The organism is Streptomyces sp. CA-210063 (genome assembly GCF_024612015.1).
In the GTDB taxonomy this organism is placed as follows: domain Bacteria; phylum Actinomycetota; class Actinomycetes; order Streptomycetales; family Streptomycetaceae; genus Streptomyces.
The window spans coordinates 10,339,966-10,352,639 of the sequence record NZ_CP102512.1 but is presented as its reverse complement, the minus strand read 5'-3'; the positions used below and the strand labels follow the sequence as shown (position 1 = coordinate 10,352,639).

Below are 12,674 nucleotides of genomic sequence, written 5' to 3'. Positions count from 1 at the left end.
GCCGCACCTGCCCGGCACGGCTCCCGAAGCGCCGGACGGGTACCCGGGCCGTGGCCGCGTACACGGCATACACGGACAACGGCCCGCGCACAGCCCGGTGAGGTGTCCCGGCGTCGTCCGAGGGCACACGGCTGACACCACCTAGCGCAGAAGGGCCAGATGACGTGCGTACCGTCGGAGTGGAAGAGGAACTCCTCCTGGTCGATCCCGACACCGGCGAGCCGCAGGCGCGGGCCGCGGCGGTGCTCGCGCGGGCCGCGCAGGAGCGCACGGGGCAGGACGTGTTCGAGAAGGAGCTCCACAACGAGCAGGTGGAGTTCGCCACGCACCCGCAGTCGGACATGGCGGACCTGGGGGCCGAGATCATCCGCTGCCGCAAGGACGCGGCACGCCATGCGGAGGGGCTCGGCAGCGCGGTCGTGGCGCTGGCCACCTCGCCGCTGGCCGTGAGCCCGACGATCACCATGAACAGCAGGTATCTGTGGATGGCGCGGGAGTTCGGCCTGCCCACTCAGGTACAGCTCGTCTGCGGCTGTCATGTGCACGTGTCCGTGGAATCCGACGAGGAGGGCGTCGCCGTCCTGGACCGTATGCGGCCGTGGCTGTCCGTCCTGACGGCCCTGAGCGCGAACTCGCCCTTCTGGCAGGGCCACGACAGCCAGTACGCGAGCTACCGCAGCCAGGTGTGGGACATGTGGCCGATGGCCGGTCCGTCGGACATCTTCGGCTCGGCGGAGCGGTACCACCAGTGCGTCGCGAACCTCATCGCCACGGAGGTCGTCCGCGACGAGGGCATGGTCTACTTCGACGCGCGGCTGTCCCAGCGGTACCCGACCGTGGAGATCCGGGTGGCGGACGTCTGTCTGCACCCCGACACCGCGGTCCTCGTCGCCGCCCTCGGCCGGGGGCTCGTCGACACCGCGGCGCGCGAGTGGCGGGCCGGCCGGGAGCCGCTCGGACACAGTGCGGGCCTGCTGCGGCTGGCCACCTGGCGTGCCGCGCGCTCCGGCATGTCGGAGAACCTCCTGGACCCCTCGACGATGCGGCCCCGGCCGGCCGCCGAGGTGATCCGCGCGCTGCTCGACCACGTCGAGGAGGCGCTGGTCGCCAACGGTGACGCCGAGCGGGTCCGCGCCGCCCTCGCCGAACTGACGGGGCGCGGCAACGGGGCCCGGGTGCAGCGCGAGGTGATGGAGCGGACGGGGAGCCTGCGCGAGGTCGTCGTGGCCTGCATACGGCACACTCAGGCGTGACGTCGTCCGCCGCGCGCCCGGAGTGTGCGGGTGAGGGCGCCGTCGTTCGCGTACGGCCCCCGACGGACCGTAGCGCCGCACAGGCTCCGAGCTGCGGTCGAGGACTTTCGCGCGTAGGTCGTCGGGGACGGGGTAATGCGTGCAGGACGTGCGGCGGACCTCTCCACGGCACGTACGGTCAGGTCCCGTCCGCGACCGGAGTCGGAGGAGCCCGAACATGAGCGCGTGGAGTCCGGATCACACCGAGCCGCAGCCGTTCGGCCCGGCTCTGCGGTTGCCGGACGGGCTGCCCGACCTCGTGCACGCCGGCATGTACGTGGTGGACGGCAACGGCTCCGTCCTCGCGGTGAACGCCCGGGCGGAGGCCCTGCTCCGCCACACGGCCGCCGAAATCGTCGGCCGGGACGCCCACGAGCTGCTGCACCGCGACCACCTCGGACAGACGATGCCCCGGGCCGCGTGCCCGATGATGCACGCCTTCCTCAGCGGCCGTACGGGCGGCGGGGACCGTGAGTGGTTCCGGCGCGGTGACGCCACGCTGCTGCCGGTGTCCTGGCTGGTCACACCCTGCCGGCTCGACGGCCCGGCGATGGGCGCGGCGGTCCTCTTCTACGAGTCCGGCCCCGAGAACGGTGTGCTCCCGGCCGCCGAGCCGCCGACGCTGTCGCAGCTGGACCGGCTGGCGCTGCTCGCCGAGACGACGACCCGGCTCACGTCCACGCTGGACTCCGACGAGGCGGTGGCGCGCCTGGTCCGGCTCGTGGTGCCGAGGCTGGCGGACTGGGCGATCGTGGACCTGATCAGCGAGAGCGACGACGTCTGGCGGACCACGGTGGCGACCCACCACGACGGCTCCGTGGTGCGGTGCGAGGAGTTGGAGGGCCCGCTGCCGCCGGTGCACGAGGAGTCGTTGATGCCGCTGTCCCGGGCACTGCGCGGGGCGGCGTCGGCGCTGGCCGGGCCCGAGACCTATCAGGGCCCGCCGGATTCGGGGATCACGGTCGCGCAGCAGAAGCTGTTCCAGGTGACGGGTATGCGCTCCGCCGCCATCGCGCCCATCCGCGGGCCGCGCGCGGTGCTCGGCGCCCTCACACTGGGCCTCAGTGACCGGCCGGGGACCTTCACCGACGCCGAGTTGTCCCTGCTGGAGGACATCGCCCGCCGGGCCGGGCTGGCGCTGGAGAACGCGCGTCTGTACCAGCGTCAGCGCCACATCGCGGAGACCATGCAGCGCCATCTGCTTCCTCAGATGCCGGAGGTGCCGGGGCTGCGCATGGCCGCCCGCTACGCGTCGGCTTCGGAGTCCGCGCAGGTCGGCGGCGACTGGTACGACGTGTTCTCGCTGGCCGACGGGGCCACGGCCGTGGCCATCGGCGACGTGGTGGGGCACAACATCGACGCGGCCGCCGGAATGGCGCAGGTCCGCAACATGCTCCGCGCCTACGCCTGGGCGCTGGAGGAGCCGCCGAGCTCGATCGTGGAACGGCTGGACCAGGCCGTGGTGCATGTGACCGAGGCGTCCATGGCCACCGTGATCTTCGGCCGGGTCGAGCGGAACGGCGACGACGCGTGGGCGCTGCGGTGGACCAACGCCGGGCATCCGCCGCCGCTGCTGATCACGCACGACGGCCGGTCCCGTTTCCTGGACGAGGAGCACGACCACCTGCTCGGCACGGGTCTGATCCGGCCACGTACCGACACGCTCACCCCGCTGCCGCCGCTGTCCACGCTCGTGCTGTACACGGACGGTCTGATCGAGTCCCCGGGGCACACCCTCGACCGGGGCATGGCCCGGCTGCGCCAGCACGCGGCGGCGCTCGCCCACCGGCCCCTGCACGTGTTCTGCGACCTGCTCCTGGAGCGGGCGCGTCCCGTCGACAACGACGACGATGTCGCCCTCCTGGTCTTCCGGACGCCGGCCGAGGGCGGTGAGCCGGGTGGGCGGTAGAGCACCGGCGGCAGGGGCCGGAGGGCCACTCTCTTCTCCAAGGCCACACACTTCCCTACGCTTTCGAACGCGTAGCCGCTCTCTGCGCGGGAAACACGAGCGGCGGAGGGGAACGCGACATCGCGTCCGCCTCGAAGAGCCGAGCCGGGGAAGACGAGATGGCGACAGAACCGCGTAGGGACGACAAACTGACTGCTGAGGAGATCCACGACAGCCACGCCGCCTTCGACGGAGAGCTCGGCGACGTGACGGGCGCACGCACGGCCGCCGAGGGGTTCCTGGGCACGCTCGCGCGCACGTCCCCGCCGGTGGCCGTCGAGCACTGGGACGACATCCTGCTGGTGGTCACCGAGCTGGCGGCCAACGCCGTGCAGTACGCCCCCGGGCGCTTCGAACTCACGATGCGTCGCACCCACGACGGGGTGCATGTGACGCTGGGGGACACGAGCACCACGTCGCCCGCGCCGCGCCCCTTCAGCCCCGACAAGGGGGGTGGCGGCATCGGCTGGTATCTGATCCACACGCTGTGCGACGAGGTGAGCGTGGTGGTGCACGACCAGGGCAAGGACGTCCACGTCTTCCTGCCCTGGTGAGACGTCAGGGTGAGACGTCTGGGGTGAGACGTCAGGTCAGGGGGACGAGCACGCTGATCGTCTTGCCGCCGGCCACGCGGCGCTCGACGGCGACCTCGCTGCACAGCCGGTTGATCAGCGGCCATCCGTATCCGCTGCCCTCGTCGGCGCGGGGCAGCACCCGGGGTCCGTGGATGCCGACGGGCAGGGCGGCGCTGTGGTCCCGCACGCTCAGCCGCACGCCTTCAGAGGTGAGGGTGACGTCGAAACCGGCGACGCCACCACCGTGCCGGACCGCGTTCGTGACCAGTTCGGAGACGACGAGGATGAGATCGATCATCGCCTCCTCGGTCGGCGGCCCGGCCGGGGAGCGCCATCGCTCCCCCACGAACGCCCGCACATGGCGGCGGGCCGCCGCGGCACTGGTGATCGCGAGCGGCGGCCGCGCCGCCCGGGCGGACGCACCCTCCACGGGAGCTGTGGCCTGGTTTCCGGTCGGGTGGCGTTCCATCGAGGGCCTCATGTCCACGGGAGCGACGGTTCGGGACAGCTCGGCTCAGCACTGTTCATGAAGCGCCGCATACCCGCTCGTGCCCGGACCATGGCTGTCGGAATCTTTCGGGAGTGTCACCCGGTTCCCGCACAGTTCCGCGGTCGCGGTCGCCTGCGCGGCGGCGAGCCGGCCGCGCGCCACCTCCAGCGCCCGGCGGACGTCGCGGGTGCCCGTGGACACGCACAACGTGTACGCCAGGTCCTGCGCGCGGCGCGCGGTCTGCGGGTCGCTCCCCTCGCCGTCGTGGGCCACGAGTGACTCGTACTCCTCGACGAGAGTGCGCAGGGTCGCGGGATGGGGCATCAGCATCTTTTAACTCCTCGGTGATCGGGGACGGCGGAGTCCGGCAGAGGACCGGCAGAAGGGTCGTCGGCACGACGGCGCACGGCGGACGGGTCAGGAAGAAGGGGTGGTCCGGCCGAGGGCCTCGTCCCGGACGCGGGCGCAGCTGCGGTTGATGAGGCGGGAGACGTGCATCTGGGAGATGCCGAGGCGGTCGGCGATGCGGTTCTGCGTCATGTCCTCGAAGAAGCGCATGTAGAGGATGGCGCGCTCACGTTCGGGCAGCCGGCGCAGCCCTTCCTTGGCGGCCTCCCGGTCCACGACGACGTCGTACGCAGCGTCGGGCGCGCCGAGGGTGTCGGCGAGACTGTAGCCGTCGTCGCCCGAGGACATCTCCGCGTCCAGCGACAGGGCACTGAAGCTTTCCAGCGCCTCCATCCCGGCGTTGACCTCCTCCTCCGTGAGCCCCGTGTGGGCGGCGACGTCGGCGACCGAGGGCTCGGCGCCGCCGTCGGCGGTCTGGCTCAGCTCACGCCGTGCCACGCGCACCTTGTTGCGGAGGTCCTGGACACGCCGGGGGACGCGGAGCGTCCACATCCGGTCGCGAAAGTGCCGCTTGATCTCTCCGGTGATGGTGGGCACGGCGTAGCTCTCGAACGCCCCCCGTTCGGGCTCGTAGCGGTCCACCGCCTTGACCAGGCCCATCGCGGCGACCTGGCGCAGGTCCTCCAGTGACTCGCCGCGATTGCGGAAGCGGCCGGCGATGCGGTGCGCCATGGGCAGCCAGGCCCGCACCAGTTCGTCTCGTACGACGTCGCGCTCGGGCCCTTCCTCCATCGCCGCGAGCCGGGCGAAGGCGGTGGCGGTGTCGGGGGCGTCGTCGTGCGTCCTCCTGTCGGGCGTGCCGGGACGTACGGATGTACCGGAACCGTGTGTGGACACATTGACCAGCATGCGAAATCGCTCCTGAACGACGCTTTCAGGGAAGGGTGGCGGGAAACGGTGGGCGGGTGACCAGGACCCGTGCGCGGAACACCGCTTTCGCCGACGTGCCTCCGGTCAGGAGGCGTGGAACTCCGCTTGCCCCGCGATCCGGTGGGCAAACAGCGGTGCGCGCGATCGTGGTGACGACGGCCGGCTCCGGTGGCGACTTCAGGCCAGAGTGCGGAGCAACACGGTCCCTTTCACAACCGAGTTGGACTGAGTCGCGGGTACCGGGGCATGCGAGGGATGGCAGCAAGGCTTCGGGCGAGAGGGGTGGACAGCATGGCAGCCGTGACGGCACGGACAACGGCCGCGGCGGGGGCGAGGGTCATGACGGACGGGGTGGGCCTGCCCCGGATCGAGGACCCGTCACAGGTCAGGCCGAGGGACGCGCGCGAGATGTCGCGGCAGTTCTTCGACCGGCTGGCCATGCTGGAGGAGGGCACACACACCTACCAGTACGTGCGCAACACGCTCATCGAGATGAACCTGTCGCTCGTGCGGTACGCGGCCTCGCGCTTCCGGGGCCGTGAGGACTCGCTGGAGGACATCGTCCAGGTCGGGACCATCGGGCTGATCAAGGCCATCGACCGGTTCGAGCTGTCCCGTGAGGTGGAGTTCACCACGTTCGCCGTTCCCTACATCGTCGGCGAGATCAAGCGCTTCTTCCGGGACACCAGCTGGGCGGTGCATGTGCCGCGGCGGCTGCAGGAGGCGCGGGTGGAACTGGCGCGCGCGACGGACGAACTGCAGTCCCGGCTGGGCCGCATGCCGACGACGCGTGAGCTGTCCGAGCTGATGTCCCTGACCGAGGAGGAGGTCGTCGAGGCGCGCAAGGCGTCCAACGGCTACAACACCTCCTCGCTCGACGCGGCGCTCACCTCCGAGGGCGGCGAGGACGGCGACACCGTGCTGGGCGACCTCATCGGCGAGGAGGACCCGTCGCTGGAACTCGTCGACGACTTCCAGTCGTTGGCACCGCTGATCGCCGAACTCGACGACCGTGAGCGCCGGATCCTCCATCTGCGGTTCGTGGAGGAGCTGACCCAGTCTCAGATCGCCGAGCAGCTCGGGGTCTCCCAGATGCATGTGTCGCGGCTGATCAGCCGCATCATCAAGCGGCTGCGCGTTGGGCTCCTGGAACCCGGGATCGCCTGATCGGGGCCTGTGTGTCCCGACGATTCGCGGGTATGCGCACGGGCGCATCGCCGGTCGATGCGTCACATCCGTGCATCGGGGCACTCGTCCCCGATCCGTAGCGCCGGGAGGTCCTTGTGTCCGTTGCCCAGAATCCCCTGTCGATCAAGGTCGAACTGCCCCGGGACGACGCCGTGCTGCTCACGATCGAGGGAGAACTGGACATCGACACGGCGACCGAGCTGCAACATCATCTGGCGAACCAACTGCGCCACGGCCGACGGCATTTCCTGCTGGACGTGTCGGCCGTCCCCTTCATGGACTCGTCCGGCATGAACATCATCCTGCGGACCTACCAGGAGGTGCGGCGGATCCCGGGCGGCGTGTACATCATCGCCCCGGCGCCGGCCGTACGGCGGATCCTCGATCTCACCGGCGTGAGCATCACGGTGGCGACGGTGGACAGCGTCGACGAGGCACTGACCGCCGTGGACTCCGGGCAGGTCGCCCCCTTGCCGGACGAGCCTCCGGCGGAGGAGTAGCCGCTCTCGACGCGCCGACGGACAGCGCCATTTGGCCTGTTCCGTCGGCGCGACGCGGGGTGTGCGCATGGTCAACAGTTGTCGTTTGACAACTATGACCGGAAGGCAACAGAGTGAGCCGGGGCCGAGCCGAGGGGAAGGGTGGGGATGAGGCTGTCGGACCGCAATCGGGTCGGCGGCGGTCAGGCGCTTCGGGCGTCGGTGGCGTCGCCCGCGTGGATCTGTGTCGCGGCGGCGGCTCGGAACGCCTCCAGCCCCTCCAGCAGCGCGGTCCTCCGCGCGGCCGGCATCTGCTCCACCACGGACCGCAGGGCGCGTTCGCGGCGGGCACGCAGGTCCACCAGGAAGGACCGTCCACGTCGGCTCAGCCGCAGAGACAGCTCGCGCCTGCTGGCCGTACCGGCCCGGCGCTCGACGAAGCCCACCGCCTCCAGTCGGTCGCACAGCCGGCTGGTGGAGGGCGGCGTGGAGCCGAGGGCGTCGGCGAGCGTACGCAGATTGATGCCGTCGTTGTGTTCCAGCACGAACAGCACGCGGATCTGGGAGGCGGACACCGGCGCCGTCGAGGCGCGCCCCCACAGGACCTCCAGCAGCTCGGCCGCCTCGGAGGTCACACGCGCCACCTCGTCGGGCCGCGGGTGGGGAGAAGAAGTCACGGGCCCACTCTTGCAGGCATCCCGAACACTGTCAGCTGTGGATCCAGGAGTTGACCGTGGAGCCGGGCGAGCGGGTCGTGTCCGGCCCCACCGATGACCACGCACACCAGACGTTTCCCGAAGCGGGGAGGCGCGACAGCAAGTGAGGAGAGACCCGTGCCGGGACAGGACACGGCAGACCAGCAGATGACACCTGCGCAGGAAGTGACGGACTTCCTGCGCGGTCGACAGGAGCAGATCGCGCAGCGCTGGGCCGACGCGCCGCTGTTCCGTACCGTCTTCACCCATTCCCGGGACGAGGCGGTGGAGGCGGGCCGGGCCGTCGTGGACGCGCTCGCCGCCGTGGCCTCCGCGGCCAGCGTCGAGGACGCGGAGGCCGGTGGCTTCCACGTCGTACGCGAGCAGTTGGCGCGGACGGCTGCCTCCCGGGCCCGGGCCGGTTCCACCATCACCCAGATCTCCGCCGAGGTGGACGCGCTACGGCCGCCCATCACCGAACTCCTCGTCGCCGAGCTCTCCGATGTGCCCGCCGAACACCTCCGTGAGTGCACCACGACCCTGACGGTCCTCATGGGCACCCTGCGTCTGGTCGTGCTGGAGACGGCCCTGAGCGATGTGGAGGAGGTCATCAACCGGCAGCGCCTGCAGCTCATGGAGGTCGCCACGCCGGTGATCAAGCTGTGGGAGGGCATCGTCGCCGTCCCCCTGATCGGCACGCTGGACAGCGCCCGTAGCCAGGTCGTGATGGAGACCCTGCTGAACTCGATCGTCGAGCAGCACGCCAGGTTCGCCATCCTGGACATCACCGGGGTGCCGACCGTCGACTCCCTGGTGGCCCAGCACCTCATGAAGACTGTGGAGGCGGCGAGGCTGATGGGAGCCGAGTGCATCGTCTCCGGCATCCGGCCGGCCATCGCGCAGACCATCGTCCATCTGGGCATCGACCTGAGCTCGGTGCTCACCCGCGCGAGCCTCGCGGACGCACTCGCCTACGCGTTGCGGGAACAGGGCACGGACATCGTGTCCCACGAGCCCACCGGTTCGGGGCCCAGGTGAGCGGCGACTTCCCCCCGTCGTACGGCGGGCCGTCGCCGTACGGCGGAACCGTACCCGTCCTCAAGCTCGGTGACGTCCTCCTGGTGTCGCTCCAGGGAGATCTGCACGACGGCACGGCGGAGCAGCTCCAGCAGGACATCAGCGACACGGTCGCGCGCAGCGGGGCGACGGGCGTGGTCATCGATCTCTCCGGTGTGGAGATCGTCGACTCGTTCCTGGGCAGGGTGCTCGGCGACATCGCCGCGCAGACGAGTCTGCTCGCCGCGAGGACGGTGGTGGCGGGGATGCGGCCGGCCGTGGCGATCACCCTGGTGGAGCTGGGGCTGACCCTGCCGGGTCTGCGCACCGCGCTCAGCACCGAGGAGGCGATGCGTCTCCTCGGCGAATCGGACCCGACCTTTCCCCGCCGGGGGCACGCCCGCCAGGAGAGTCCGTGATGCAGACCGCCGGCGGCATCTCCGCCTGCCTGCCGATCCACTCGGACCTGGATCTCGTGTGGGTACGCCAGCATGTGCGGCAGGCGGCCGCCCAGCTCGGCTTCGGTCTGGTCGAGCAGACCAAACTGGTCACCGCCGCCAGCGAGTTGGCCCGCAACACCCTGGTCCACGGCGGCGGGGGCCAGATGGAGTGCGAGCCGGTGGACAAGGGCGGCGCACGGGGTCTGCGGCTGACGTTCAGCGACGAGGGGCCGGGCATCACGGATCTCGACCAGGCGCTCGTCGACGGCTACACCTCCGGCGAGGGGCTGGGGATGGGGCTCGGCGGCGCCCGGCGGCTGGTCCACGAGTTCGCGATCGACAGCCGCCCCGGCTCGGGCACCACGGTGACGGTGACCTCCTGGATGTCGGGTGCTCCGCGCCCGCGCGAGGAGCGGTGATGCCGCGCGTCTGGGAGGTACCGGTGCACGACTCGACCCGGGTGCGGGACGCCCGGGTGGCCGCCGAGGCCGCGGCCGCGCGGGCGGGGCTCGACGAGGGCCGCGCCGCCGGTGCCGCGCTGGTGGCCACCGAGCTGGCCACGAATCTGCTCAAGCACGCCGGCGGCGGGCTGATACTGCTGGACGTCATGGCCCGCCCCGCGCCGGACCGGGCGGACGGTGCGGCCTCCCTGGTGCAGATCGTGGCGATCGACCACGGGCCGGGCATGCCCGATGTCGCGAGCGCCCTGCGCGACGGCTTCTCGACCACGTCCTCGCTCGGCGCGGGCCTCGGCACCTGCCGCCGCGTCTCCGACGACTTCGACCTGCACAGCACGGTCGGCCTGGGCACCGTCGCCCTCGCCCGGATCGGCGCCCGGCCGGGGCGCCGACGCGCACCCGACCGCTTTCCCGCCCCGGCCGTGCGGGCCGGGGGCGTCAACATCCCCTTCGCCGGCGCGGAGTTCTCCGGCGACGCCTGGGCGTGGGTCCGCACGGGCGACCTCACCACGCTGATGCTGGCCGACGGGCTGGGCCACGGTCTGGCGGCGGCACGCGCTTCCTCGGCGGCCGTGGAGCAGCTGTGCCGGGCACCCGAGCTGCCCCCCGCGCAGTTGCTGCGGCGGCTGGAGGGCGCGCTGCGCGACACCCGGGGCGCGGCCGTCGCCGTGGCCCAACTCGACGTGTCCGCCGGGCGGTTGCTGTTCTCCGGCATCGGCAACATCGGGGCGCGGCTGCGCACCGGCGCCGACTGGCAGCCGCTGCTGTCACGGCCCGGCATAGTCGGCGCCCACCGGGCGGCGCACCTGCCGCAGCACGAGGTGGCCTGGGGGGACGACTGTCTTCTCGTGCTGCACAGCGACGGCCTGCCGAGCCGCTGGAGTCCGGGCCCCGCCGCCCACAGCCCCACCCTCGACCCCGCTGTGATCGCCGCCGTGATCGTGCGCGACGCGAGCAGCCCCGCCCGGCCGGTCCGCGACGACACCACCGTCGCGGTGCTGAGCCCCTCCCCGCCGGACCACCTCCCATGACCCGTACCTGGCACATCAGTTCCGTCACCGACGCCGCTCGGGCCCGTATCGCCACCGCGCGGCTGGCCACCGCGCACGGGGTGCCCCCCACCGACCGGGTCCGGCTGGTCTCCGTGCTCACCGCGCAGCTGCGGCAGTGCCTCACCAAGGGAGGCACCTGGCTGCTGACCGCGCGGGCCACCACCGCGCGGCCCGGCGGCACCCGGTTCCTGGTCGAGTTGACGTCGGCGACGCAGCGGCCGGGCGAGTTCCGCCAGCCCTGGCGGCTGACGGTCGCCTGCTCGGGGGAGGCTCGGCTGCCGGACAGCGAGCATGTGGCGGGCGATCCGGCGACGCTCGCGGAGGCCCTGTTCGGGGCCGACGAGGATGCCGCGCTGCTGCTGGAGAAGCTCGAAGAGCAGGAGGCGCTGGTCGCGTTCCACCGCGAGGAACTCCACCAGACCAACCAGGGCGTTCTCGCCCTGCACGCCGAGCTGGACGCGGCCGGGCGGGCGCAGCGCGAACTCTTCGCCGCCGAGCAGAAGGCCCGCGAGGAGGCGGAGAACGCCCGGGGCAGACTCACCTTCCTCGCCGACGCCAGCGCCGCCCTGACCGCGTCCCTCAACCCCGACGCGGTCGTGCGGCTGCTGCCCACTCTCCTGGTGCCCCGGTACGCCCGCACCGCCGACGTATGGCTGTTCGACGGGGAGGACGATGTGCGCCGGGGCGGCCCGCGCCCGGCCGCCGCCGTCGTCGCGGCCCGCCGGGGGCGCCCCCAGTACGCCGCCGACCACCCAGGCGGCCTGCCCGGCGTCGACGACCAGCCGCCCTCCGCGCTCGACCCCACCCGGCCGCTGCTCTGCGTGCCGCTGATGACCCGCCGCGCCCCCTTGGGCGTACTGACGCTGTCACCGCCCGACGACGAGCACTGGGACGCCGACGACGCCTTCATGCTGATCGAGCTCGCCCGGCGGGCCGGCGTGGCCCTGGAGAACGCCCGGCGCTTCGAGCACAACCGCGACATCGCCGAGACCCTGCAACGCGCCCTGCTCACCGAGCTGCCCACCACCCCTGGCCTGCGGCTCGCCGCGCGCTATCTGCCGGCCACCCGGGGCCTGAACATCGGCGGCGACTGGTACGACGCCTTCCGCCAGCCCGACGGCAGCCTGATCACCGTCATCGGCGACGTCACCGGCCACGGTCTGCACGCCGCGGTGATGATGAGCCAGCTGCGGACCGCGCTGCGCGCCTACGCGGTCGACGGCAAGAGCCCCGGCCAGCTCCTCACCCATCTGCATCTGTTCCTGCACCATCTGCAGCCCGACCTGTACGCCACCGCCGTCATCGCCCGGTTCCATCCGCACGAACCCACCCTCACCTGGGCCGCCGCGGGACATCCGCCGCCGGTGCTGCGCTCGCCCGACGGGCAGGTACGCGTCCTGGACGCCAAGCCCGGCGCGATGCTCGGCATCCCGCTGCACCAGGAGATCGCAGACCACACCGTCCCGCTGCCGCCCGGCTCGACCCTGGCGCTCTACACGGACGGACTGGTGGAACGCCGCGCCCAGGGCATCGACCCCGGCATCGAGCGGCTGGCCACGGCCCTCGGGACGCTCCGGCCCACCACGTTCGACGACGACCTCGAAGCATCGGCCGACCTGCTCCTGCACCCCCTGCTGGACGACGAGCACGAGGACGACGTCTGCCTGCTGCTGTGCCATGTGCACAGCGACGCGGGCGACCGCACGGTCCGGCTCCCCTGACA

Annotated in this window: 14 protein-coding genes; 10 read left to right on the top strand and 4 right to left on the bottom strand. The window is 72.0% G+C overall.

What is annotated here, in order from left to right:
* The first annotated feature begins 164 nt into the window (after positions 1-164).
* From JIX56_RS45095 to JIX56_RS45085, 3 genes are all read left to right on the top strand, one after another.
* The gene (locus JIX56_RS45095) at positions 165-1,253 is read left to right on the top strand and encodes a glutamate--cysteine ligase 2 (protein WP_257549908.1); all 1,089 of its coding nucleotides are present in this window, start codon (positions 165-167) and stop codon (positions 1,251-1,253) included.
* Positions 1,254-1,470: 217 nt separating this feature from the next.
* On the top strand, positions 1,471-3,201 hold the full coding sequence (locus JIX56_RS45090; RefSeq protein WP_257549906.1) for a SpoIIE family protein phosphatase: 1,731 nt from the start codon (positions 1,471-1,473) through the stop codon (positions 3,199-3,201).
* Between the two features lie 158 nt (positions 3,202-3,359).
* Positions 3,360-3,794 carry an ATP-binding protein gene (locus tag JIX56_RS45085; protein ID WP_257549904.1) on the top strand — a complete coding sequence of 145 codons (435 nt, stop codon included), beginning with the start codon at positions 3,360-3,362 and terminating at the stop codon, positions 3,792-3,794.
* 31 nt (positions 3,795-3,825) lie between these two features.
* Here the strand turns inward: JIX56_RS45085 and JIX56_RS45080 are convergent, their stop codons facing one another.
* From JIX56_RS45080 to JIX56_RS45070, 3 genes are all read right to left on the bottom strand, one after another.
* Positions 3,826-4,284, bottom strand: a complete 459-nt coding sequence (locus tag JIX56_RS45080; RefSeq protein ID WP_257549903.1) for an ATP-binding protein — start codon at positions 4,282-4,284, stop codon at positions 3,826-3,828.
* 45 nt (positions 4,285-4,329) lie between these two features.
* A complete protein-coding gene (locus tag JIX56_RS45075; protein ID WP_257549901.1) occupies positions 4,330-4,635 on the bottom strand; it encodes a DUF5133 domain-containing protein in 306 nt (101 codons plus the stop codon).
* An 87-nt stretch (positions 4,636-4,722) separates the two neighbouring features.
* Positions 4,723-5,562, bottom strand: a complete 840-nt coding sequence (locus tag JIX56_RS45070; RefSeq protein WP_257549899.1) for a SigB/SigF/SigG family RNA polymerase sigma factor — start codon at positions 5,560-5,562, stop codon at positions 4,723-4,725.
* 360 nt (positions 5,563-5,922) lie between these two features.
* Between JIX56_RS45070 and JIX56_RS45065 the strand changes: the two genes are divergently transcribed.
* Positions 5,923-6,750, top strand: a complete 828-nt coding sequence (locus JIX56_RS45065) for an RNA polymerase sigma factor SigF (RefSeq protein ID WP_257551489.1) — start codon at positions 5,923-5,925, stop codon at positions 6,748-6,750.
* A 116-nt stretch (positions 6,751-6,866) separates the two neighbouring features.
* Positions 6,867-7,271, top strand: coding sequence for an STAS domain-containing protein (locus tag JIX56_RS45060; protein WP_257549897.1), 405 nt, complete (start codon positions 6,867-6,869; stop codon positions 7,269-7,271).
* 182 nt (positions 7,272-7,453) lie between these two features.
* Here JIX56_RS45060 and JIX56_RS45055 read toward each other — a convergent pair whose 3' ends face one another.
* Positions 7,454-7,927, bottom strand: coding sequence for a MarR family winged helix-turn-helix transcriptional regulator (locus tag JIX56_RS45055; RefSeq protein ID WP_257549896.1), 474 nt, complete (start codon positions 7,925-7,927; stop codon positions 7,454-7,456).
* Between the two features lie 156 nt (positions 7,928-8,083).
* Here JIX56_RS45055 and JIX56_RS45050 point away from each other — a divergent pair, with 156 nt between their 5' ends.
* From JIX56_RS45050 to JIX56_RS45030, 5 genes are read left to right on the top strand one after another with little or no spacing between them, the layout of a single operon-like run.
* Positions 8,084-8,983: an STAS domain-containing protein gene (locus JIX56_RS45050; RefSeq protein ID WP_257549894.1), complete on the top strand. Its 900-nt coding sequence runs from the start codon at positions 8,084-8,086 to the stop codon at positions 8,981-8,983.
* On the top strand, positions 8,980-9,420 hold the full coding sequence (locus JIX56_RS45045; protein WP_257549892.1) for an STAS domain-containing protein: 441 nt from the start codon (positions 8,980-8,982) through the stop codon (positions 9,418-9,420). The genes JIX56_RS45050 and JIX56_RS45045 overlap by 4 nt, the downstream gene beginning before the upstream one ends.
* On the top strand, positions 9,420-9,860 hold the full coding sequence (locus JIX56_RS45040) for an anti-sigma regulatory factor (RefSeq protein WP_257551488.1): 441 nt from the start codon (positions 9,420-9,422) through the stop codon (positions 9,858-9,860). Before JIX56_RS45045 ends, JIX56_RS45040 begins: the two co-directional genes overlap by 1 nt.
* Positions 9,860-10,930, top strand: coding sequence for an ATP-binding SpoIIE family protein phosphatase (locus tag JIX56_RS45035; RefSeq protein WP_257549891.1), 1,071 nt, complete (start codon positions 9,860-9,862; stop codon positions 10,928-10,930). The genes JIX56_RS45040 and JIX56_RS45035 overlap by 1 nt, the downstream gene beginning before the upstream one ends.
* Positions 10,927-12,672, top strand: a complete 1,746-nt coding sequence (locus JIX56_RS45030) for a PP2C family protein-serine/threonine phosphatase (protein WP_257549881.1) — start codon at positions 10,927-10,929, stop codon at positions 12,670-12,672. The genes JIX56_RS45035 and JIX56_RS45030 overlap by 4 nt, the downstream gene beginning before the upstream one ends.
* The last annotated feature ends 2 nt before the right edge of the window (positions 12,673-12,674 follow it).

Bases quoted from the DNA above. Each gene is read 5' to 3' on its own strand.
- JIX56_RS45030 (WP_257549881.1), top strand. From the start codon at position 10,927: ATGACCCGTACCTGGCACATCAGTTCCGTCACCGACGCCGCTCGGGCC.
- JIX56_RS45040 (WP_257551488.1), top strand. From the start codon at position 9,420: ATGCAGACCGCCGGCGGCATCTCCGCCTGCCTGCCGATCCACTCGGAC.
- JIX56_RS45090 (WP_257549906.1), top strand. From the start codon at position 1,471: ATGAGCGCGTGGAGTCCGGATCACACCGAGCCGCAGCCGTTCGGCCCG.
- JIX56_RS45035 (WP_257549891.1), top strand. From the start codon at position 9,860: ATGCCGCGCGTCTGGGAGGTACCGGTGCACGACTCGACCCGGGTGCGG.
- JIX56_RS45075 (WP_257549901.1), bottom strand. From the start codon at position 4,635: ATGCTGATGCCCCATCCCGCGACCCTGCGCACTCTCGTCGAGGAGTAC.
- JIX56_RS45085 (WP_257549904.1), top strand. From the start codon at position 3,360: ATGGCGACAGAACCGCGTAGGGACGACAAACTGACTGCTGAGGAGATC.
- JIX56_RS45065 (WP_257551489.1), top strand. From the start codon at position 5,923: ATGACGGACGGGGTGGGCCTGCCCCGGATCGAGGACCCGTCACAGGTC.
- JIX56_RS45070 (WP_257549899.1), bottom strand. From the start codon at position 5,562: ATGCTGGTCAATGTGTCCACACACGGTTCCGGTACATCCGTACGTCCC.
- JIX56_RS45080 (WP_257549903.1), bottom strand. From the start codon at position 4,284: ATGGAACGCCACCCGACCGGAAACCAGGCCACAGCTCCCGTGGAGGGT.